General features: G+C 45.2%; 21 protein-coding genes and 2 riboswitches. Of the genes, 20 read left to right on the top strand and 1 reads right to left on the bottom strand.

Annotated features, from left to right (window positions below; translation table 11 throughout):
• Positions 1–71 precede the first annotated feature (71 nt).
• The 20 genes from guaA to purD all read left to right on the top strand — a co-directional run bounded on the left by guaA (position 72) and on the right by purD (position 20,807).
• On the top strand, positions 72–1,613 hold the full coding sequence (gene guaA / locus V6D42_RS16105) for a glutamine-hydrolyzing GMP synthase (RefSeq protein WP_010333236.1): 1,542 nt from the start codon (positions 72–74) through the stop codon (positions 1,611–1,613).
• Positions 1,614–1,720: 107 nt separating this feature from the next.
• Entirely contained in the window at positions 1,721–2,254 is a 534-nt protein-coding gene (locus tag V6D42_RS16100; RefSeq protein ID WP_333513905.1) for a sigma-70 family RNA polymerase sigma factor, read from the top strand.
• Entirely contained in the window at positions 2,236–3,696 is a 1,461-nt protein-coding gene (locus V6D42_RS16095) for a DUF4179 domain-containing protein (RefSeq protein WP_333513904.1), read from the top strand. The genes V6D42_RS16100 and V6D42_RS16095 overlap by 19 nt, the downstream gene beginning before the upstream one ends.
• Before the next feature lie 152 nt (positions 3,697–3,848).
• Positions 3,849–3,950: riboswitch (purine riboswitch) on the top strand.
• A gap of 135 nt (positions 3,951–4,085) precedes the next feature.
• The gene (gene pbuG, locus V6D42_RS16090; RefSeq protein WP_333513903.1) at positions 4,086–5,408 is read left to right on the top strand and encodes a hypoxanthine/guanine permease PbuG; all 1,323 of its coding nucleotides are present in this window, start codon (positions 4,086–4,088) and stop codon (positions 5,406–5,408) included.
• Between the two features lie 215 nt (positions 5,409–5,623).
• The gene (locus tag V6D42_RS16085) at positions 5,624–6,421 is read left to right on the top strand and encodes a hypothetical protein (protein ID WP_333513902.1); all 798 of its coding nucleotides are present in this window, start codon (positions 5,624–5,626) and stop codon (positions 6,419–6,421) included.
• Between the two features lie 128 nt (positions 6,422–6,549).
• The gene (locus tag V6D42_RS16080; RefSeq protein ID WP_229148725.1) at positions 6,550–6,717 is read left to right on the top strand and encodes a Fur-regulated basic protein FbpA; all 168 of its coding nucleotides are present in this window, start codon (positions 6,550–6,552) and stop codon (positions 6,715–6,717) included.
• A 214-nt stretch (positions 6,718–6,931) separates the two neighbouring features.
• Positions 6,932–7,486 (top strand): DUF2179 domain-containing protein, encoded by a 555-nt coding sequence (locus tag V6D42_RS16075; RefSeq protein ID WP_333513901.1) that lies wholly within the window; start codon positions 6,932–6,934, stop codon positions 7,484–7,486.
• Entirely contained in the window at positions 7,486–7,683 is a 198-nt protein-coding gene (locus tag V6D42_RS16070; RefSeq protein WP_010333241.1) for an NETI motif-containing protein, read from the top strand. Before V6D42_RS16075 ends, V6D42_RS16070 begins: the two co-directional genes overlap by 1 nt.
• A 79-nt stretch (positions 7,684–7,762) precedes the next feature.
• A riboswitch (purine riboswitch) is annotated at positions 7,763–7,864 on the top strand.
• A 140-nt stretch (positions 7,865–8,004) separates the two neighbouring features.
• The gene (gene purE, locus V6D42_RS16065; protein ID WP_333513900.1) at positions 8,005–8,493 is read left to right on the top strand and encodes a 5-(carboxyamino)imidazole ribonucleotide mutase; all 489 of its coding nucleotides are present in this window, start codon (positions 8,005–8,007) and stop codon (positions 8,491–8,493) included.
• Positions 8,486–9,628 (top strand): 5-(carboxyamino)imidazole ribonucleotide synthase, encoded by a 1,143-nt coding sequence (purK, locus tag V6D42_RS16060; RefSeq protein ID WP_333513899.1) that lies wholly within the window; start codon positions 8,486–8,488, stop codon positions 9,626–9,628. The genes purE and purK overlap by 8 nt, the downstream gene beginning before the upstream one ends.
• On the top strand, positions 9,625–10,920 hold the full coding sequence (purB, locus tag V6D42_RS16055; protein ID WP_010333244.1) for an adenylosuccinate lyase: 1,296 nt from the start codon (positions 9,625–9,627) through the stop codon (positions 10,918–10,920). Before purK ends, purB begins: the two co-directional genes overlap by 4 nt.
• Before the next feature lie 73 nt (positions 10,921–10,993).
• Positions 10,994–11,719, top strand: coding sequence for a phosphoribosylaminoimidazolesuccinocarboxamide synthase (purC, locus tag V6D42_RS16050; RefSeq protein ID WP_333513898.1), 726 nt, complete (start codon positions 10,994–10,996; stop codon positions 11,717–11,719).
• The gene (purS, locus tag V6D42_RS16045; RefSeq protein ID WP_010333246.1) at positions 11,712–11,966 is read left to right on the top strand and encodes a phosphoribosylformylglycinamidine synthase subunit PurS; all 255 of its coding nucleotides are present in this window, start codon (positions 11,712–11,714) and stop codon (positions 11,964–11,966) included. The genes purC and purS overlap by 8 nt, the downstream gene beginning before the upstream one ends.
• The gene (gene purQ, locus V6D42_RS16040) at positions 11,963–12,646 is read left to right on the top strand and encodes a phosphoribosylformylglycinamidine synthase subunit PurQ (RefSeq protein ID WP_333513897.1); all 684 of its coding nucleotides are present in this window, start codon (positions 11,963–11,965) and stop codon (positions 12,644–12,646) included. The genes purS and purQ overlap by 4 nt, the downstream gene beginning before the upstream one ends.
• Positions 12,630–14,858 (top strand): phosphoribosylformylglycinamidine synthase subunit PurL, encoded by a 2,229-nt coding sequence (gene purL, locus V6D42_RS16035; protein ID WP_333513896.1) that lies wholly within the window; start codon positions 12,630–12,632, stop codon positions 14,856–14,858. The genes purQ and purL overlap by 17 nt, the downstream gene beginning before the upstream one ends.
• A complete protein-coding gene (purF, locus tag V6D42_RS16030) occupies positions 14,834–16,264 on the top strand; it encodes an amidophosphoribosyltransferase (RefSeq protein ID WP_010333249.1) in 1,431 nt (476 codons plus the stop codon). The genes purL and purF overlap by 25 nt, the downstream gene beginning before the upstream one ends.
• Before the next feature lie 100 nt (positions 16,265–16,364).
• Positions 16,365–17,405 (top strand): phosphoribosylformylglycinamidine cyclo-ligase, encoded by a 1,041-nt coding sequence (purM, locus tag V6D42_RS16025; RefSeq protein WP_333513895.1) that lies wholly within the window; start codon positions 16,365–16,367, stop codon positions 17,403–17,405.
• The gene (purN, locus tag V6D42_RS16020) at positions 17,402–17,989 is read left to right on the top strand and encodes a phosphoribosylglycinamide formyltransferase (protein WP_010333252.1); all 588 of its coding nucleotides are present in this window, start codon (positions 17,402–17,404) and stop codon (positions 17,987–17,989) included. The genes purM and purN overlap by 4 nt, the downstream gene beginning before the upstream one ends.
• Positions 17,986–19,524 (top strand): bifunctional phosphoribosylaminoimidazolecarboxamide formyltransferase/IMP cyclohydrolase, encoded by a 1,539-nt coding sequence (gene purH, locus V6D42_RS16015; protein WP_333513894.1) that lies wholly within the window; start codon positions 17,986–17,988, stop codon positions 19,522–19,524. Before purN ends, purH begins: the two co-directional genes overlap by 4 nt.
• 14 nt (positions 19,525–19,538) lie before the next feature.
• Positions 19,539–20,807 carry a phosphoribosylamine--glycine ligase gene (gene purD, locus V6D42_RS16010; protein WP_333513893.1) on the top strand — a complete coding sequence of 423 codons (1,269 nt, stop codon included), beginning with the start codon at positions 19,539–19,541 and terminating at the stop codon, positions 20,805–20,807.
• Between the two features lie 39 nt (positions 20,808–20,846).
• Here the strand turns inward: purD and V6D42_RS16005 are convergent, their stop codons facing one another.
• Positions 20,847–21,269: an Lrp/AsnC family transcriptional regulator gene (locus V6D42_RS16005; RefSeq protein WP_333513892.1), complete on the bottom strand. Its 423-nt coding sequence runs from the start codon at positions 21,267–21,269 to the stop codon at positions 20,847–20,849.
• Positions 21,270–21,348: the final 79 nt, after the last annotated feature.

Genomic DNA, 21,348 nt, shown 5'->3' with positions numbered 1-21,348 from the left:
GCGGAGCGTGTTTCATATCTGTCCTCGTTTTTTTCTGTGTCAAAAAACTTAGAGGAGATTAGGTGACAACCATGACAAAGTTAGTGAATGAAATGATTCTTGTCCTTGATTTCGGCAGTCAGTACAATCAGCTGATTACACGCCGCATCCGTGAATTTGGTGTATACAGTGAGCTGCATCCCCATACATTGACGGCTGAAGAAATTAAAGAAATGAATCCAAAAGGAATTATTTTATCCGGCGGTCCGAACAGTGTATATGATGAAGGCTCTTTCCGCTGTGACGAGAAAATCTTCGAATTAGATGTTCCTGTATTGGGAATTTGCTACGGCATGCAGCTGATGACTCATTACCTTGGTGGTAAAGTAGAAGCTGCCAGCCAGCGTGAATACGGTAAAGCGAACATCCACATCGAAGGAACACCTGATTTGTTCAAAGATCTTCCGAATGAACAAGTGGTTTGGATGAGCCACGGTGACTTGGTTGTAGAAGTGCCTGAAGGTTTCACTGTTGATGCGACAAGCCATCACTGCCCGAACTCAGCGATGAGCAAAGCGGATAAAAAATGGTACGGTGTTCAGTTCCATCCGGAAGTGCGCCATTCTGAATACGGCAATGACCTTCTGAAAAACTTTGTATTCGGCGTTTGCGAATGCGAAGGCAAATGGTCAATGGAGAACTTTATCGAGATCGAAATGCAAAAAATCCGTGAAACGGTCGGAGACAAACAGGTTCTTTGTGCGCTTAGCGGCGGCGTTGATTCTTCTGTTGTTGCTGTTTTGATTCATAAAGCGATCGGCGACCAGCTGACTTGTATCTTTGTAGACCATGGCTTGCTCCGTAAAGGCGAGGCTGAAGGTGTTATGAAAACATTCAGCGAAGGCTTTAACATGAACGTGATTAAAGTAGACGCAAAAGACAGATTCTTAAATAAACTGAAAGGCGTTTCTGATCCTGAGCAAAAACGCAAAATCATCGGTAATGAATTTATTTATGTGTTCGACGATGAAGCGGACAAGCTCAAAGGCATCGACTACCTTGCACAAGGAACGCTTTATACTGATATCATCGAGAGCGGTACTGCAACGGCGCAAACGATCAAATCTCACCATAATGTCGGCGGGCTTCCTGAAGACATGCAGTTTGAACTGATCGAGCCGTTAAACACGCTCTTCAAAGACGAAGTGCGCGCGCTTGGCACAGAGCTCGGCATTCCGGATGAAATCGTATGGCGCCAGCCTTTCCCAGGACCGGGCCTCGGCATCCGCGTTCTTGGCGAAGTAACAGAAGAAAAACTGGAAATCGTTCGTGAATCAGATGCGATACTGCGTGAAGAAGTAGCAAATCACGGGTTAGAGCGTGATATCTGGCAATACTTCACTGTTCTTCCTGACATCCGCAGCGTTGGTGTTATGGGTGACGCGAGAACATATGATTACACAATCGGAATTCGCGCCGTTACTTCAATTGACGGCATGACTTCTGACTGGGCGCGTATCCCGTGGGATGTGCTTGAAGTGATTTCTACACGTATCGTGAATGAGGTAAAGCATATCAACCGCGTCGTGTACGACATTACAAGTAAGCCGCCTGCGACGATTGAGTGGGAATAAGTAAATACCTAAGAAAAACGTCCCTTTATAAAAGGGGCGTTTTTTTTGTTAACTTTTTGAAACCGTTTTGGCAATTCTTATATCTAACAACATAGGAGGTGGATAAGGTGAAGGAAGAAAGATTGATTACAAAGGCGAGAAAAGGAAATTCTCGAGCCTTTGAAAAGCTTATGCTGGCACATCAGGAGACTCTATATAAAACAGCCTATCTCTATTTGAGAAATAAAGAAGATGCACTTGATGCTGTACAGGAAACGGCTTATAAAGCTTTTATAGGTATAGAAAAACTAAAAGAGCCAAAGTACTTTTTAACGTGGCTCACCCGAATACTCATTAATTCAATTTTTGCAATGAAGAAAAAGAAGGGAGAATTGGTTCCGTTTGAAAGCCATCATGACACTGGCACGGATCAAAGGAATATTGAAGAATATATAGATTTGCGCAATGCGCTTGATACACTTGATGAACATGTTCAGTTAACAATTCAGCTCTATTATTTTCAAGATTATTCGATTTCAATGATAGCTGAACAAACAGGAATGGCAGAAGGCACAATTAAAACACATTTACATAGAGCAAGAAAATCACTAAAACAGGAGCTGGAAAAGGAGGATAAAAAAATATGGAAAAACATCAAGTAAAGCAGTTGTATGATGACATAGAAGTGCCAAAGAAAGTACTCAAAAAAGCAATACATCAAGCTGTCGTTCGTGCTGAAAATGAAACTAACACAAGGCGCCGTTTTAAATGGGCACGAACCATTACAAACGGAATCGCTGTTGCTGCTATGGTATGTATACTGTATTTAACGTCCGGTCTTTTTCTGCCATCTGTAAACAAAGCGATGGGAAGCATACCCATTGTCGGCCAAATTTATAAGGATTTTCAAGATAAAGTTGGCCTATCATTGTTTAAAAGCAATTTGGTCACAGCTTTGAATGAAAAAGCAGAGTCTAGGGGAATCACTGTTTCTGTAAACAGCTCCTATTACGATGCCGGACAGCTTGTCTATAACTTTACTGTTGATAACTTCCAGTCTGATGAAAAAGAGATCATGTATGATGTGGATGAAGCGAGTTATAACGACAATTTTTCAATCAACTACGATTCCTTAATGCTTAAAAAATTAAATAACAAGCAATACGCAGGACAATTAAGGATTTATACAAATGGTACTGAAATAAAAAATGGGGATACCGTACCTTTTGTTGTTACTCATATCAATGAAATACAGGGAAATTGGAGATTTAAACTACCTATTACCAAAAAGAATGCGAATTATTTAGAAAGCTCAAAAGTGGTATCGGCTTATCATAATCGTTATCAATTTTCCAATATTCAAGTGGAAAACGGGAAACTTGGATCTGTCCTTCAATTTACAATAGATTATCAAGGCATAGCAAAGCATGATACGGTTGAAATTAACGAAGTCAAAGATGATTTAGGAAACACATATGAGATGACAGCGTCAAATATCGAACTTGGAGACCGCAAAAAAATGAACGAGAGAACGCTAAGAGCAAAAGGGCAAACACAGTTAAAATCACCAATTAATCCAAAAGCGAAAAAGCTAACTTTAATAGCAGATATCAGATCTGAGGCAGAGGGCAGTGAAATCGTTCCGCTAAATGCAGGGATGCCGCTTCGTCTTTCAGAAACAAAACATCAAAACATAGGGATTGAAATCAATAACATTAAACAGGAAGGGAGGAAAGTATTGGTTCATTACCGCTTCACTGGAGTTGATACTTCAAGTATGTCAAAAAATGACTTAGTGGATATAGGTGAAATGATTGGCCTTGGTGATATAAAAAGAATGCAATCATGGTCTGATCCGATGGCTTATTATGAAGAAGGTTATTATTTGAAATGGAATAAAGCTGAAGTGGAAAATATGGACACAGCAGAAATGGTATCTACTTTTGAACTGGATGATGCTTATCTTGATAAACTGTCTTTAAAGCATTTTGTGTTTAATGAATACGGTCTGTATATTGATAAAGGCGTTTTAAATGACTTGATTCAACTAGAGCCATTCTCGTTTACTGTACCAGTGCATCAAGTGAGTCAGCCTCCAAGATAAAATAATCATAAGTTGAAAAGCCGTATGTTGCCATACATACGGTTTTTATCATTGTTGCCCATTTGGTCAATAGACGAATAAACCAATTTTTTTAATAAGTAATGTTCGTTATTTATATTGTCATTTCAAATCGAACTTGGTACAATAGACACAGAAATCAAATAAGATGAATTCGTATAATCGCGGGGATATGGCTCGCAAGTCTCTACCAAGCTACCGTAAATGGCTTGACTACGTAAACATTTCTTTCGTTTGATATAAATAAAACACGTTTATTTATTCAAACTGGAATCCGTCTGTAGTCAAGCGTCCCAAAATATATTGGGGCGTTTTTTATTTGGCGATTTCAGGGCAGGATAAATAGCAAAGAGTGAAGGGAGTCAAATAGCTTGAAAAAGTTTTTTCAGTTTGATGAGCTGGGCACCAGCTATCGCAACGAAATCATCGGCGGATTAACGACCTTTTTATCCATGGCGTATATCCTGTTCGTCAATCCGATTACGCTAGCTTTGGAAAGTGTAAAAGATTTTCCGGAAGCATTGAGAATAGATCAAGGCGCGGTCTTTACGGCGACAGCTTTGGCGTCAGCAGCAGGCTGTATTTTAATGGGCTTAATTGCGAGATATCCGATTGCCATTGCGCCCGGTATGGGGCTCAACGCGTTTTTTGCGTTTTCTGTTGTTCTGGGTATGGGGATCTCCTGGCAGGCCGCTTTGTCTGGTGTTTTCATTTCAGGACTGATCTTTGTTGCTCTTTCTTTAACAGGTTTTCGTGAAAAAATCATTAACGCTATTCCGCCTGAGCTGAAATTGGCAGTTGGAGCTGGGATTGGCCTATTTATTACATTTGTCGGCTTACAGGGCTCAGGGATCATTGCAGCGAATCCTTCAACCCTTGTCACAATCGGAAACATTCACAGCGGTCCTGTGCTGTTAACGATTTTCGGTGTCATCGTAACGGTTATTTTGATGGTGCTTCGCGTCAACGCTGGCGTGTTTATCGGGATGCTGTTAACGGCGATTGCCGGTATGATTTTCGGTTTGGTTCCGGTTCCGTCTCAAATCGTCGGAAGTGTGCCAAGCCTTGAATCGACATTTGGACAGGCTTGGATTCACTTGCCGGATATTTTCTCTGTGCAAATGCTGATCGTCATTTTAACATTCTTGTTTGTCGGATTTTTTGATACGGCTGGTACACTGGTTGCTGTGGCAACACAGGCTGGTTTAATGAAGGAAAACAAATTGCCGCGTGCAGGCCGTGCACTTTTAGCTGACTCAACTTCAATCGTTATCGGTTCCGTGCTTGGGACGTCTACAACAACGTCTTATGTGGAATCAAGCTCGGGTGTTGCTGCGGGGGCCCGTTCCGGTTTTGCGGCAATTGTAACTGGAATTCTCTTTTTACTCGCTATGTTTTTCTCACCGCTTCTATCAGTCGTTACGTCAAATGTAACAGCTCCGGCACTGATCATAGTCGGTGCATTAATGGTAGCACCGCTTGGCAAAATCGCTTGGGACAAGTTTGAAGTGGCGGTTCCCGCATTCCTTACAATGATCATGATGCCGCTAACGTACAGCATTGCGACTGGAATTGCGATCGGATTTATTTTCTACCCGATTACAATGGTGTGCAAAGGGAAAGCCAAAGAGGTTCATCCGATCATGTACGGACTGTTTGTTGTATTTATTCTTTACTTTATTTTCCTGAAATAATATTGAAAACCAGCTGCAGTTTTTGCGGCTGGTTTTTTATTTTGTTGCGAAAGGCAAAACCATTTCATATCATATACCGTCATGTAGATGTGCCGCCATTGTTTACTGAAATGGAAATGACTTGACTGTTCAGGAAGGCTTCGGTACCTTATATAAGTGTTTTATTTTCTTGCTGAATGGTATTCCGCCGTATATTTTTGATAGGAGTTGCTAACATGACGGAAGAAAGAAAAGAAACGTTGGAAGAAGAAGTTAACCAGAATGAAGGAATAGATGAAGAGCCGCTTTCGCGGATGTCGAGAAAGGCCAGCCGCCAAAGCAAGCAGAAGCAGAAACAAAAGCAGAAACAACATAAGGGACGCGTAGAATCGTCTGCGAAAGAAAAGCTAGCCTCTGTTTGGGCTGCCATTAACAGATATTGCGGCTTTGCTTTTGCAATATTGAAATCTCCGGCGAAAACGGTTGTGGCAGATGGTTTCTCTCATTATAAATATGGTCTTATTTCAATGCTCATATTCAGTATCGTTTTTTCAATCGGGAACTGGTTTCAGTTAAAGGCGAGCTGGAACAGGCCGCTCGGTTTTGGAGAACGCCATCACGCGTTTTATGACGGATTTTTTGTCGTTCTTGTGTATATGCTCGTCTTTTTTGCTGTTATGGTCTTCTCGATATGGGCCGTGTCTCGGTATATGATGAAGCAAAAGGTATCATTCAAGGAAGCTGCAGCTGGTTTTGGCTCATTGCTTGTACCGGTGATCGCCGTTTCAATCATTTGGATGATATTTGCGATCGTGAATGTACCGATGCTGACTGTCCTTTTCACAGTGTTCATCCTGTTTTCGCTTTTCTTTATGATGGCGCTGTATATACAGCGTCTGTATCAGACGGCAAGTGAGGCACCGATTGACTACATCTATTGTGTGTTTGCTGTTTTAGCCGTTGCGCTGCTGTTTGCGGCAGTGACATGGCCGTTTATTTCTGAATATTTTACGGCATCGCTTATCCCGCTTTAATGTAAAAAAACCGGCTGAAAAGGCCGGTTTTTTGATGTCACAGTTTTTACAAATATATCTAAAAAACACAGTTGAATTGTAGGATTAATCCGTGTATGATGAGGAAAATGCTGTGGAGGATGATGGACATGGCCCATTTACTTCGTCAGGCGATTTATCAAAAGAAGGAATTTTTAAAAACCAAATTAATGCTCTCAGAATTTTATCGCGGAAGAGGGGAACAGCTCGCTGATTATACGCTGAGTGAACTTGAGAAAGAATATGAGTCCCTTCGGAAAATGAAAAAAGAGATATGACAATAAATAAAGAAATGTGAGTCTGCTGAAAAGCAGGCTTTTTTGTTTGGATTTTGAAAAGGATAGAAAGAGGGTAAACTATTGCTGAGTGATGAAGAGAGTGTGTCGAAAAATTTTGTCTGCGATAACGGCCATAGCTGATTGTAAAGGGTTCATTTCTCTAGTAGAATATGAATGCTTTACGTAAGTTGAATGAGTAAGGGGGTTTTATAAAATGATGCAAACCTTATTATCAAACGGATTAGCAATGGTTCTCATTATTCTGATTATCAATGTTGTTTATGTATCATTTTTTACGATAAGAATGATTTTAACACTGAAAGGCCAGCGGTATTTAGCGGCCGGAATCAGCACGATTGAAATTTTGGTTTATGTGACTGGGCTGAGCCTCGTGCTCGATAACTTAGACCAGATTCAAAACGTGATTGCGTACGCCCTCGGCTATGGTCTGGGCGTGATTGTCGGCATGAAAATCGAAGAAAAATTGGCGCTTGGCTATATTATGGTCAATGTGATTACAAAAGAGCTTGACGTCGATCTTCCGAAGCAGCTTCGTGAAAAAGGCTATGGCGTGACGAACTGGGTGGCCGGCGGACTTGAAGGCGACCGCACAGCTCTGCAGATTTTGACGCCGAGAAGATATGAGCTGCAGCTGTACGAGACGATTAAAACACTTGATTCAAAAGCTTTTATTATTGCGTATGAACCAAAAACGATCCACGGCGGCTTCTGGGTCAAAGCGGTGAAGAAGAGGAGAATTAAAGAATAATGGCAAAACCGAAGAAGAAAAAGTTTGAAGTGACAGAACAGCAAACGATCGAAGCAGTGCTTCAGCAAATGAAAGAAGAAGGATATATGCCTGTACGTCGAATGGAAGAGCCGATCTTTAAGGAAAAGATGGAAGATGGGTCAATTCAGATCGTTCCGTGCGGAAAAAAAATCGTATTTGAAGGGAAATTGATCTAAAACACGAACATTAGCAGAATGAATTTTTATATCGTTCGATAATGTCGTTGACATTATTCATGTCCGTTGTTAAGATAAACATGAAATCAAAACACGACCTCATATAATCTTGGGAATATGGCCCATAAGTTTCTACCCGGCAACCGTAAATTGCCGGACTATGCAGGAAAGTGATCGATAAAACTGACATGGATATATCGCAGAAGCGAACGACTGCCGATACATGCACCATGCCCGGTTTGTATTGCTTCCTCATAATGCAATACAAAGCCGGGTATTTTTTATTTTCTGAAAACTAAAGCATTAGAAGGTGGGAACAGAATGCAGCCGCTAGTAGGAATCATCATGGGAAGCACTTCCGATTGGGAGACAATGAAAAACGCATGCGACATACTTGAAGAACTTGAAGTGCCGTACGAAAAGAAGGTGGTTTCCGCTCACCGTACGCCTGATTTCATGTTTGAGTACGCTGAAACAGCCAGAGATAGAGGCATTAAGGTCATTATCGCCGGTGCCGGTGGAGCCGCGCACTTGCCGGGGATGACAGCTGCTAAAACGACGCTGCCGGTTATCGGCGTTCCGGTTCAGTCTAAGGCGCTGAACGGACTCGATTCACTTCTTTCCATCGTGCAAATGCCTGGAGGCGTTCCGGTTGCTACAACAGCCATCGGAAAAGCAGGCGCTGTGAACGCAGGTCTGTTAGCGGCGCAAATTTTGTCAGCTTTTGACGAGGATCTAGCCAGAACGTTAGATGAAAGAAGAGAAAATACAAAACAAACAGTGTTAGAAAGCAGTGATCAGCTTGTCTAATCAAATCATCTATCCAGGAGCCGTCATTGGCATGATCGGCGGCGGACAGCTTGGGAAAATGATGGCTGTCTCCGCAAAGCAAATGGGGTATAAAGTTGCGGTCGTTGATCCGGTGAAAGACTCGCCGTGCGGGCAGGTCGCGGATATCGAAATCACCGCTTCTTACAATGACCTCGAAGCGATTCGGAAATTGGCTGAGATCAGCGATATTATCACGTATGAGTTTGAAAACATCGATTATGATGCGCTGCATTGGCTGAAAGGTCATGCGTATCTCCCGCAAGGAAGTGAGCTGCTGCTCATTACCCAAAACCGTGAAACAGAGAAAAAAGCGATTCAATCCGCGGGCTGTGAAGTTGCCCCTTACAGCATCGTTAAAACAATGGATGAGCTGAAAGAGGCGGTTCAGTCGCTGGGGCTTCCCGCAGTGCTGAAAACATGCCGCGGCGGATATGACGGCAAAGGCCAATTTGTCATCAAGGAAGCGTCACAAATAGAAGAGGCTTCAGCTCTTTTAGAGCACGGAACTTGCATTCTCGAAAGCTGGGTTTCTTTTAAAATGGAACTGTCGGTCATCGTTGTCAGATCGGTAAACGGAGAAATTTCGACGTTCCCGGCAGCGGAAAACATTCACCACAATAATATTCTGTTCCAAAGCATCGTGCCTGCACGGGTTGAAGAAGGGATTCAGGAAAAGGCTGCTGAGCTGGCCGTTAAGCTCGCAGGTGAGCTGAATCTTGTCGGACCGCTTGCTGTTGAAATGTTCCTGACAGAGGGCGATGAGCTTTTGGTTAATGAACTGGCGCCTAGACCGCACAATTCAGGACATTATACGCTGGACCTTTGCGAGACGAGCCAGTTTGAACAGCATATCAGAGCGGTTTGCGGCCTTCCGCTTGGAAAAACGGAGCTGCTGAAGCCTGGCATGATGGTGAATCTTCTCGGCGATGAAGTAAAGATCCCAGAGGAAGAGCCGGAGCTTTTAAAAGAAGCAAAGCTTTATGTATACGGAAAACATGAAATCAAAAAAGGCCGCAAAATGGGGCATATTACTTTTATGAAGCAGCCTGAAGACGAATGGATTCAGGAGATCACAAATAAATGGAGAAATAGAGACGGAGGACAAGCAGAATGATCGAACGTTATTCAAGACCTGAAATGTCCGCGATTTGGACGGATGAAAACAGATTTCAAGCATGGTTAGAGGTTGAAATTCTTGCCTGTGAAGCGTGGGCGGAGCTCGGCGTTATTCCAAAAGAAGACGTAAAGCTGATGCGCGAAAACGCGTCATTTGACATCAACCGCATTTTAGAAATCGAACAGGACACGCGTCATGACGTAGTTGCTTTTACACGCGCTGTATCCGAATCACTGGGCGAAGAAAGAAAATGGGTGCATTACGGCTTAACGTCAACTGACGTCGTAGATACCGCTCTTTCTTACTTATTAAAACAGGCAAATGACATTCTGCTCAAGGACCTTGAGAGATTTGTTGACATCATAAAAGAAAAAGCGAAAGAACATAAATACACAGTCATGATGGGCCGTACACACGGCGTACACGCAGAGCCTACAACATTTGGTTTAAAGCTTGCGCTTTGGCACGAAGAAATGAAACGCAACCTTGAACGCTTTAAACAAGCGAAGGAAGGCATCGAGGTTGGGAAGATTTCCGGTGCTGTCGGCACATATGCGAACATTGATCCGTTTGTTGAGCAATATGTTTGTGAGAAACTCGGCCTGAAAGCCGCACCAATTTCAACACAAACGCTTCAGCGTGACCGCCATGCTGATTATATGGCGACACTTGCTTTGATCGCGACAAGTATTGAGAAATTCGCAGTTGAAATTCGCGGACTGCAAAAGAGTGAAACACGTGAGGTCGAGGAATTTTTTGCGAAAGGGCAAAAAGGGTCATCCGCAATGCCGCATAAACGGAATCCGATCGGTTCTGAAAACATGACAGGTATAGCGCGTGTCATTCGCGGCTACATGATGACAGCTTACGAAAATGTTCCGTTATGGCATGAGCGCGATATTTCTCATTCTTCAGCGGAACGGATTATTCTTCCGGATGCGACAACCGCGCTGAATTACATGCTGAACCGTTTCTCCAATATCGTGAAGAACTTAACGGTCTTCCCGGAAAACATGAAGCGCAACATGGACCGCACATTGGGGCTGATCTACTCTCAGCGCGTGCTGCTGGCATTGATTGACACAGGCCTGACTCGTGAAGAAGCTTATGACACAGTGCAGCCGAAAGCAATGGAGGCATGGGAGAAGCAAGTACCGTTCCGTGAGCTTGTGGAAGCGGAAGAGAAAATCACGTCCCGTCTATCTCCGGAAAAAATTGCTGACTGCTTTGATTATCATTACCATCTGAAAAATGTGGATCTGATCTTTGAACGCTTAGGTTTAGCTTAGAAGAAGCTTTTAGCGGCTTCTTCTAAGCCGCTGCAGTTTGAAAATTCCCAACATTCGGGTTAGGAGGCCTTCCGTGAATATTGTGAAGAATGAACTTTTATATGAAGGAAAAGCAAAAAAGATCTACAAAACCGATGACGAAAACATGCTGTATGTGGTGTATAAAGATTCTGCCACTGCCTTTAACGGAGAAAAAAAGGCGGAAATCAGCGGCAAAGGGCGCTTAAACAATGAGATTTCTAGCCTGATTTTCAAACACCTCCATAAAAAAGGAGTTAATAACCACTTTATCGAGCGCATGTCGGAAACAGAGCAGATCATTAAAAAGGTAACGATTGTGCCGCTTGAAGTCGTCGTCAGAAATGTTGTGGCAGGGAGCATGTCCAAACGTCTCGGCATTCCAGAAGGAACGGAGCTTGAACAGCCGATTATCGAGTTTTACTACAAGGATGACGCGCTGGGTGATCCGCTCATCACAGAAGATCATATTTGGCTCTTGAAAGCGGCAACTCCTGAACAGGTAGAATCCATTAAGTCCATCACAAAAACAGTAAATGAAGAGCTTCAAAACATTTTTGACGATTGTCATGTCAGATTAATAGATTTCAAGCTTGAATTCGGTTTAGATGCAGACGGGCAAGTGCTTTTGGCGGATGAAATTTCACCTGATACATGCCGTCTGTGGGATAAAGCCACGAACGAAAAGCTGGACAAAGATTTATTCAGACGCAATCTGGGAAGCTTAACCGACGCATACGAAGAGATTTTCAAAAGACTGGGAGGCATTCATCATGTATAAAGTAAAAGTTTATGTCAGCTTAAAAGAAAGTGTACTGGATCCACAAGGGAGCGCTGTCCAGCATGCCTTGCACAGTATGTCTTACAAGGAAGTCGCCGACGTGCGCATCGGGAAATACATGGAGCTAACAATTGAAAAGTCGGACCGTGATCTTGACGTGCTAGTGAAAGAAATGTGCGAAAAACTTCTTGCGAATACAGTGATTGAAGATTACAGATATGAGGTTGAGGAGGTAGTCGCACAGTGAAATTTGCGGTGATTGTGTTACCCGGCTCTAACTGTGATATCGATATGTATCACGCTGTAAAGGATGAACTCGGTCATGATGTGGAATACGTCTGGCACGAGGAAACAAGCCTTGACGGCTTCGACGGCGTATTAATTCCGGGAGGTTTTTCTTACGGAGATTACTTGAGATGCGGCGCCATCGCCCGATTTGCGAATATTATGCCTGCTGTAAAACAGGCAGCGGCTGAAGGAAAACCTGTCCTCGGCGTCTGCAACGGATTTCAGATTTTACAGGAGCTTGGCCTTTTGCCAGGTGCAATGAGACGCAACAAAGATTTGAAGTTCATTTGCCGTCCGGTTGAATTAATCGTGCAGAACGACGAAACTTTATTCACCTCTTCCTATGAAAAAGGCCAATCGATTACAATTCCTGTTGCCCACGGTGAAGGGAATTTCTACTGCGATGACGAAACGCTTGCTTCATTAAAAGAAAACAATCAAATTGCTTTCACATACGGTTCCGATATTAACGGAAGTGTCAGCGATATTGCCGGTGTTGTAAATGAAAAAGGAAATGTGTTAGGCATGATGCCTCATCCAGAGCGCGCGGTCGATGATCTGCTTGGAAGCGCCGACGGTCTTACATTGTTTCAGTCTATCGTGAAAAATTGGAGGGAAACTCATGTCACTACTGCTTGAACCAAGTAAAGAACAAATTAAAGAAGAGAAAATATATCAGCAAATGGGTGTCAGTGATGATGAGTTTGCATTGATTGAATCCATTCTTGGCAGATTGCCGAACTACACAGAAATCGGAATTTTTTCTGTCATGTGGTCAGAGCATTGCAGCTACAAGAACTCAAAGCCGATTTTGCGTAAATTCCCGACGAGCGGCGAACGCGTGCTGCAAGGTCCGGGGGAAGGCGCCGGAATCGTTGATATCGGTGATAACCAAGCGGTTGTATTCAAAATTGAATCGCATAACCATCCATCAGCCATCGAACCGTACCAAGGCGCTGCGACTGGCGTAGGCGGCATAATCCGTGATGTCTTTTCAATGGGTGCGCGTCCTATCGCTGTATTAAACTCTCTTCGATTTGGTGAACTGACTTCACCGCGCGTGAAGTACTTGTTTGAAGAAGTAGTAGCAGGTATCGCCGGATATGGGAACTGCATCGGAATCCCGACAGTCGGCGGCGAAGTGCAATTTGACAGCAGCTATGAAGGAAATCCGCTTGTCAACGCAATGTGCGTCGGATTAATCAATCATGAAGACATCAAAAAAGGCCAGGCAAAGGGTGTCGGCAACACGGTCATGTATGTCGGCGCAAAAACAGGGCGAGACGGAATTCACGGCGCAACGTTTGCGTCTGAAGAAATGTCTGATGCTTCTGAAGAAAAGCGCTCCGCGGTTCAAGTCGGCGATCCATTTATGGAGAAGCTTTTGCTTGAAGCGTGTCTGGAAGTTATTCAATGTGACGCCTTAGTCGGCATTCAGGATATGGGAGCTGCCGGCCTGACCAGCTCAAGCGCGGAAATGGCAAGTAAAGCGGGTTCTGGCATTGAAATGAACCTTGACTTGATCCCTCAGCGTGAAACAGGCATGACCGCTTATGAAATGATGCTTTCTGAATCACAGGAACGAATGCTGCTTGTTATTGAGCGTGGACGTGAACAGGAAATCATCGATATTTTTGACAAGTATGATCTTGAAGCAGTTTCTGTCGGACGTGTAACAGATGATAAAATGCTGCGCCTGACACATAAAGGTGAGGTTGTATGCGAGCTCCCTGTTGATGCCTTGGCAGAAGAAGCGCCGGTTTACCACAAGCCTTCTCAAGAGCCTGCTTACTACCGTGAATTTTTAGAGACGGATATCCCGGCTCCTCAAATTGACGATGCGAATGAAACACTGAAGGCGCTCCTGCAGCAGCCGACGATCGCAAGCAAAGAGTGGGTTTACGATCAATATGACTACATGGTGCGGACGAATACAGTTGTGGCTCCTGGATCTGACGCGGGTGTTCTCAGAATCCGCGGAACGAAAAAGGCGCTGGCGATGACAACTGACTGTAACGCCCGTTATCTCTACCTTGATCCAGAGGTCGGCGGAAAAATTGCTGTCGCTGAAGCGGCACGCAACATCGTTTGCTCCGGTGCAGAACCGCTTGCGGTTACAGATAACCTGAACTTCGGAAACCCGGAAAAACCGGAAATTTTCTGGCAGATTGAAAAAGCGGCTGACGGCATCAGTGAGGCGTGCAACGTTCTCAGCACACCTGTAATCGGCGGAAACGTATCGCTTTATAACGAATCAAACGGCACGGCGATCTACCCGACACCTGTAATCGGCATGGTCGGTTTAATTGAAGATACAGATCACATTACAACGCAGCATTTCAAACAAGCGGGCGACCTTGTGTACGTCATCGGCGAAACAAAACCTGAGTTTGCCGGAAGCGAGCTGCAAAAAATGACAGAAGGCCGCATTTACGGCAAAGCGCCGCAAATTGATCTTGATGTAGAGCAGGCACGCCAAAAGGCACTGCTTGATGCGATTAAACAAGGCTTTGTTCAATCAGCGCACGATGTATCTGAAGGCGGCTTAGGCGTAGCAATTGCGGAAGGTGTCATGACGACAGAAAACCTTGGCGCTAACGTGACTGTTGAAGGGGAAGCAGCATTATTATTCTCGGAATCTCAATCCCGCTTCGTTGTTTCTGTGAAAAAAGAACATCAAGCAGCGTTTGAAGCAGCTGTACAAGATGCGGTTCATATTGGTGAGGTAACAGCTGACGGACTTCTGAGCATTCAAAATCAAGACGGAAAACAATTGATTCACGCGCAGACGAAAGAGCTTGAACGCGCGTGGAAAGGAGCTATCCCATGCTTGCTGAAATCAAAGGCTTAAATGAAGAATGCGGCGTTTTTGGGATTTGGGGACATGAAGAAGCCCCGCAAATTACGTATTACGGCCTCCACAGCCTCCAGCACAGAGGACAGGAGGGCGCGGGCATTGTGGCGACTGACGGTGAACAGCTGACGGCGCATAAAGGCCAAGGGCTGATCACTGAGGTATTTCAAAATGGTGAGCTCAGCAAAGTGAAAGGGAAAGGCGCAATTGGGCACGTTCGGTATGCAACAGCCGGCGGCGGCGGATATGAAAATGTTCAGCCGCTCCTCTTCCGCTCCCAAAACAACGGCAGCCTGGCGCTTGCCCATAACGGGAACTTGGTGAATGCCACTCAGCTGAAGCAGCAGCTTGAAAATCAAGGGAGCATCTTCCAGACGTCTTCGGACACTGAGGTTTTGGCTCACCTGATCAAAAGAAGCGGCCACTTCACGCTGAAGGATCAAATTAAAAACTCGCTTTCCATGCTGAAAGGCGCCTACGCGTTCCTGATCATGACTGAAACAGAAATGATTGTCGCGCTTGACCCGAACGGACTTAGACCGCTGTCAATCGGCATGATGGGAGACGCTTATGTTGTCGCTTCAGAAACATGTGCATTTGATGTCGTCGGCGCGACGTATCTTCGCGAGGTGGAGCCGGGTGAAATGCTGATTATCAATGATGATGGCATGAAATCAGAGCGCTTCTCCATGAATATCAACCGTTCCATCTGCAGTATGGAATACATTTATTTCTCACGGCCTGACAGCAATATTGAGGGCATTAACGTGCACAGCGCGCGTAAAAACCTTGGAAAAATGCTTGCTCAGGAATCAGCGGTTGAAGCTGATGTCGTGACAGGTGTTCCGGATTCCAGTATTTCAGCGGCTATCGGCTACGCGGAAGCAACAGGCATCCCGTACGAGCTTGGGTTAATCAAAAACCGTTATGTGGGCAGAACGTTTATTCAGCCGTCACAGGCTCTGCGTGAGCAGGGCGTCAGAATGAAGCTTTCTGCGGTGCGCGGTGTTGTAGAAGGAAAACGCGTCGTCATGGTAGATGACTCTATCGTGCGCGGAACGACAAGCCGCCGGATCGTAACGATGCTCAGAGAAGCGGGTGCGACAGAAGTGCATGTGAAAATCAGTTCGCCGCCGATCGCTCATCCGTGCTTCTACGGTATTGATACGTCTACACATGAAGAACTGATCGCATCTTCTCACTCGGTTGAAGAAATCCGTCAGGAAATCGGAGCCGACACTCTCTCATTTTTGAGTGTCGAAGGGCTGCTGAAAGGAATCGGCAGAAAATACGAAGACGCTAATTGCGGGCAATGTCTTGCTTGCTTTACAGGGAAATATCCGACTGAAATTTATCAGGACACTGTGCTTCCTCATGTAAAAGAAGCGGTGTTAACCAAATAAAACTTGAAAATGACATAAAGGCAGCGCAGTTCGGCTGCCTTTCTCTTTCTGCCCTCGTTCGGGGAGATATATTGAAAAGCGCCTTAAAGGAGTGAATAGGATGTCTGAAGCATATAAAAACGCAGGAGTTGACATCGAAGCCGGATATGAAGCTGTAAAACGAATGAAAAAACATGTGGAGCGCACAAAACGGCTTGGCGTTATGGGAAGCCTTGGCGGCTTTGGCGGCATGTTTGACCTGTCTGAGCTTTCTTATCAAAAACCTGTTTTAATTTCAGGAACGGACGGTGTCGGCACAAAATTAAAGCTCGCTTTTTCCATGGATAAACATGACACGATTGGCGTTGATGCTGTTGCGATGTGTGTCAATGATGTGCTGGCGCAAGGCGCAGAGCCGTTGTTTTTCCTCGATTATTTAGCGGTCGGCAAAGCGGATCCTATGAAAATTGAGCAGATCGTACAAGGTGTAGCGAACGGCTGTGAGCAGTCAGGTTCAGCCTTAGTCGGCGGCGAAACGGCTGAGATGCCGGGACTATATACAGCTGATGAATACGATATTGCCGGTTTCTCAGTTGGTGTGGCGGAAAAGGATGAAATCGTGACCGGCGAAAACATCAAGGAAGGCCACCTTTTAATCGGACTAAGCTCCAGCGGTCTTCACAGCAACGGATTTTCCCTTGTGAGAAAGGTGCTTCTGGACGATGCAGAGCTTGATCTTGACGAGACGTATGAGCCGTTTGAACGCCCGCTTGGCGAAGAATTGCTTGAGCCGACAAGAATTTACGTGAAGCCTGTGCTTGCGGCTGTGAAAAGCGGACTCATTGATGGTATGGCGCACGTAACAGGCGGCGGATTTATCGAAAATCTTCCGCGTATGCTTCCTGAAGGCTTAAGTGCGGAAATCGATCACGGCTCTTGGCCGATCCCGCCAATCTTCTCTTTCTTGCAGGAGCATGGCAAGCTGAAAGAAGAAGACATGTTTAACGTCTTTAATATGGGCATCGGATTTGTTCTCGCAGTAAAAGAAGAACATCTCACAAAAGTTATCGGAACGCTTGAAAGCCATGGCGAAAAAGCCTATTTAATCGGGCGAGTGAAACAAGGTGAAGGCGTTACATTCGGCGGTGCTGCACTTTCATGAAAAAGTTTGCGGTATTTGCATCCGGAAACGGCTCAAACTTCGAAGCCATCGTCACGCGCTTGAAAGAGGAGAACTGGGATGCGTCCGTATCACTCCTCGTTTGCGACAAACCGCAGGCGAAAGTCATCGAGCGGGCGGAAAGATTCCAGATTCCATCCTTTGCATTTGAGCCGAAGTCTTATGAAAATAAGGCCGCATTTGAACGGGCCATTATTGAACAGCTTCATCTTCATGAAGTAGAATTGATCGTTCTCGCCGGCTACATGAGACTGATCGGTGATACGCTGCTCCAGGCATACGGAGGAAAAATCATCAACATCCATCCGTCCCTTCTTCCCGCTTTTCCTGGAATAGACGCAGTCGGACAGGCATACCGGGCGGGTGTGAAGGTGGCCGGGATTACCGTTCATTATGTCGATGAAGGAATGGATACAGGGCCGATCATCGCTCAAAAGGCAATTGACATTAATCAACATGATACATTGGAAACAATCGAACAGCGGATTCACAAGCTTGAGCATAAATGGTATCCAAGTGTGATTAAACAGCTATTAGGATTAAATAACAGAGGTGAAAAGGCATGACCATTAAACGCGCACTAATCAGTGTTTCAGATAAAACAAATCTTGTTCCTTTCGTAAAAGAACTGACAGAGCTTGGCGTTGAGGTTATTTCAACCGGCGGCACAAAAAAGCTTCTTCAAGAAAACGGTGTTGAAGTCATCGGAATTTCTGAAGTGACAGGTTTTCCGGAAATTATGGACGGGCGCTTAAAAACGCTTCATCCGAATATTCACGGCGGTCTTCTTGCGGTTCGCGGCAATGAAGAGCATATGGCGCAGATCAATGAACACGGCATTGCGCCAATTGACCTGGTTGTCGTCAACCTCTATCCATTTAAAGAAACGATTTCTAAAGAGAATGTGACGTACGAAGAGGCTATTGAAAACATTGATATCGGCGGACCTGGCATGCTGCGTGCGGCATCGAAAAACCATCAGGATGTGACGGTTATCGTTGATCCAGCGGATTACAGCCCTGTTCTGAATCAAATCAAAGAAGAAGGCGATGTTTCGCTTCAGAAAAAACGCGAGATGGCGGCAAAAGTATTCCGTCACACTGCAGCATATGACGCGCTGATCGCTGACTATCTGACACATGTTGTCGGTGAAAAAGAACCAGAGCAATTCACCGTTACGTTTGAGAAAAAACAATCGCTTCGCTACGGGGAAAACCCGCATCAGGAAGCAACGTTCTATCAAAGCGCGCTTCCTGTCAAAGGTTCTATTGCACAAGCAGAACAGCTGCACGGCAAAGAGCTTTCTTACAATAACATTAAAGATGCGGACGCTGCTGTTCAGATTGTTCGTGAATTCACGGAGCCTGCTGCGGTTGCTGTGAAGCATATGAATCCATGCGGCGTGGGAACTGGCGAAACGATCGCAGAAGCGTTTGACAGAGCGTTCGAAGCAGATAAAACATCGATTTTCGGCGGCATTATCGCGTTGAACCGTGAAGTGGACAAGCCAACAGCTGAAGCGCTTCATAACATTTTCTTAGAAATCATCATTGCGCCTTCATTCAGCCAAGAAGCGCTTGATATCCTGACAGCGAAGAAAAATCTTCGTCTGTTGACACTTGATGTAACAGCTGCCGTTCAAAAAGAAAAACAGCTGACATCTGTACAAGGCGGATTGCTGATTCAAGATTTAGATATGCACGGCTTTAATGATGCTGAGATCAGCATTCCAACAAAAAGAGAGCCGAACGAGCAAGAGTGGGAAGATTTGAAGCTTGCTTGGAAAGTCGTGAAACATGTGAAATCCAATGCGATCGTTCTCGCGAAGGACAACATGACAGTCGGCGTGGGAGCCGGACAAATGAACCGCGTCGGATCAGCGAAAATCGCAATCGAGCAAGCAGGAGAAAAAGCGAAAGGCAGTGCGCTCGGATCTGATGCATTTTTCCCAATGCCGGATACGGTTGAAGAAGCGGCAAAGGCGGGCGTTACGGCTATCATTCAGCCGGGGGGATCTGTGCGTGACGAGGATTCCATCAAAAAAGCGGATGAATACGGCATTGCCATGGTGTTCACCGGCATCAGACACTTCAAACATTAAGGGGATGAAAACGCGTGAATGTATTAATTATCGGTAAAGGCGGAAGAGAGCATACGCTGGCATGGAAGGTGGCGCAAAGCAGCCTTGTTGATACGGTATTTGCCGCTCCGGGAAATGACGGCATGGCATCTGCTGCACAGCTTGTAAACATTGAGGAAAGCGACCACGCCGGGCTTATCTCATTTGCAAAAGAACATCAGGTCGGACTGACCATTGTCGGACCTGAGGTTCCTTTAATTGAGGGCCTTGTTGACGAGTTCGAAAAAGCCGGTCTTCGTGTGTTCGGTCCGTCAAAAGCCGCTGCGATCATCGAAGGAAGCAAACAGTTTGCAAAGGATTTAATGAAGAAATACGACATACCGACCGCAGAATACGACACGTTTACATCCTTTGAAGAAGCGAAGGCTTATGTGCAGGAAAAAGGCGCTCCGATTGTCATTAAAGCGGACGGACTTGCGGCTGGAAAAGGCGTAACTGTTGCGATGACGGAAGAAGAAGCCATCGCGTGTCTGCATGATTTTCTTGAGGATGAAAAATTCGGTGATGCGAGCGCATCTGTCGTGATTGAAGAATTTCTTTCCGGCGAAGAGTTTTCCCTCATGGCGTTTGTCAAAGGAGAAAAGGTATATCCGATGGTCATTGCCCAGGATCATAAACGTGCTTTTGATGGAGACAAAGGGCCAAATACAGGAGGTATGGGCGCTTACTCTCCTGTTCCGCAAATTTCGGAAGATACCGTAAGTCATGCTGTAGAAACGATCGTCAAGCCAGCCGCAAAAGCAATGGTTCAAGAAGGGCGTTCCTTCACAGGCGTTTTGTACGCGGGACTGATGCTCACTGCGAATGGATCTAAGGTCATTGAATTTAATGCCCGCTTCGGCGACCCGGAAACGCAGGTTGTGCTTCCGCGTATGGAATCTGATCTGGTCAAAGTGCTTCTTGATCTTTTAGATGATAAGGACGTTGACTTGAGATGGAAGGATACGGCGGCAGTGAGTGTCGTGCTTGCTTCAGAAGGCTATCCTGAAAGCTATGCAAAAGGCACGCCGATTGGCAGCCTGACAGCACATGCTGATCAAGTTGTCGTCTTCCATGCCGGAACGAAAGCAGAAGGTGAAGAGTTCGTCACAAACGGCGGCCGCGTCGCCAATGTGACCGCCTTTGACGAAACGTTTGAAGCGGCACGAAACCGAGTGTACAAGGCCGTTGATGAGATCATCAAACCTGGACTGTTTTTCAGAAAAGATATCGGGGCACGCGCTCTGAAGGCTGCTCAAAAATAAAGAGATGAAAAACCCGCAGATTGTGCTGCGGGTTTTCTGTTATACCAAAGCGTGCCGGAAAGCGGAAGAAGAAAGCACAACAAGCGTGGTCGGTTTTCCATGGGCCATTGAAGCATCTATAAAATCTTCTAGGGTATGCACAGATTCCGTCACCACTTTTGTCACATAGCTGTACATACCTGTAATCCGGTGGTTCTCTGCCACATCGAGGTGGGCTGCGGCAAAGGCGGCGTAGTGCTTGCAGCTTTTCGGCTCCATCAGAATAAAAGCCGTAACATGTTTGTTTAGCTTTTCAAAACAGATATCAGCGCTGTACCCGGTAATGACTCCTTTTTCCTCAAGCTTTCTGACACGTTCCGCCGCACTGGGAGAGCTGAGTCCGACAAGCTTTCCTAATTCAACCATCGTTAATCTCGCATTTTGCTGTAAATGCGACAGAATTTGAAGGTCTGTATCATCCATTCGTATGGCTCCTTTACATATTTAGGTGAATTGATAAAAATACCTTTTATGATTAGGTGATGTTGTTGTTTTAGCTTAA

Source organism: Bacillus sp. 0909A (assembly GCF_036765115.1).
GTDB classification, from domain to species: Bacteria; Bacillota; Bacilli; order Bacillales; family Bacillaceae; genus Bacillus; species Bacillus mojavensis.
This window is presented reverse-complemented; position numbering and strand designations above follow the sequence as displayed.

Coding starts and splice junctions, on each gene's coding strand:
- guaA (WP_010333236.1), top strand. CDS start 72: ATGACAAAGTTAGTGAATGAAATGATTCTTGTCCTTGATTTCGGCAGT.
- V6D42_RS16095 (WP_333513904.1), top strand. CDS start 2,236: ATGGAAAAACATCAAGTAAAGCAGTTGTATGATGACATAGAAGTGCCA.
- V6D42_RS16085 (WP_333513902.1), top strand. CDS start 5,624: ATGACGGAAGAAAGAAAAGAAACGTTGGAAGAAGAAGTTAACCAGAAT.
- V6D42_RS16080 (WP_229148725.1), top strand. CDS start 6,550: ATGGCCCATTTACTTCGTCAGGCGATTTATCAAAAGAAGGAATTTTTA.
- V6D42_RS16075 (WP_333513901.1), top strand. CDS start 6,932: ATGATGCAAACCTTATTATCAAACGGATTAGCAATGGTTCTCATTATT.
- V6D42_RS16070 (WP_010333241.1), top strand. CDS start 7,486: ATGGCAAAACCGAAGAAGAAAAAGTTTGAAGTGACAGAACAGCAAACG.
- purE (WP_333513900.1), top strand. CDS start 8,005: ATGCAGCCGCTAGTAGGAATCATCATGGGAAGCACTTCCGATTGGGAG.
- purB (WP_010333244.1), top strand. CDS start 9,625: ATGATCGAACGTTATTCAAGACCTGAAATGTCCGCGATTTGGACGGAT.
- purS (WP_010333246.1), top strand. CDS start 11,712: ATGTATAAAGTAAAAGTTTATGTCAGCTTAAAAGAAAGTGTACTGGAT.
- purL (WP_333513896.1), top strand. CDS start 12,630: ATGTCACTACTGCTTGAACCAAGTAAAGAACAAATTAAAGAAGAGAAA.
- purF (WP_010333249.1), top strand. CDS start 14,834: ATGCTTGCTGAAATCAAAGGCTTAAATGAAGAATGCGGCGTTTTTGGG.
- purM (WP_333513895.1), top strand. CDS start 16,365: ATGTCTGAAGCATATAAAAACGCAGGAGTTGACATCGAAGCCGGATAT.
- purN (WP_010333252.1), top strand. CDS start 17,402: ATGAAAAAGTTTGCGGTATTTGCATCCGGAAACGGCTCAAACTTCGAA.
- purH (WP_333513894.1), top strand. CDS start 17,986: ATGACCATTAAACGCGCACTAATCAGTGTTTCAGATAAAACAAATCTT.
- V6D42_RS16005 (WP_333513892.1), bottom strand. CDS start 21,269: ATGGATGATACAGACCTTCAAATTCTGTCGCATTTACAGCAAAATGCG.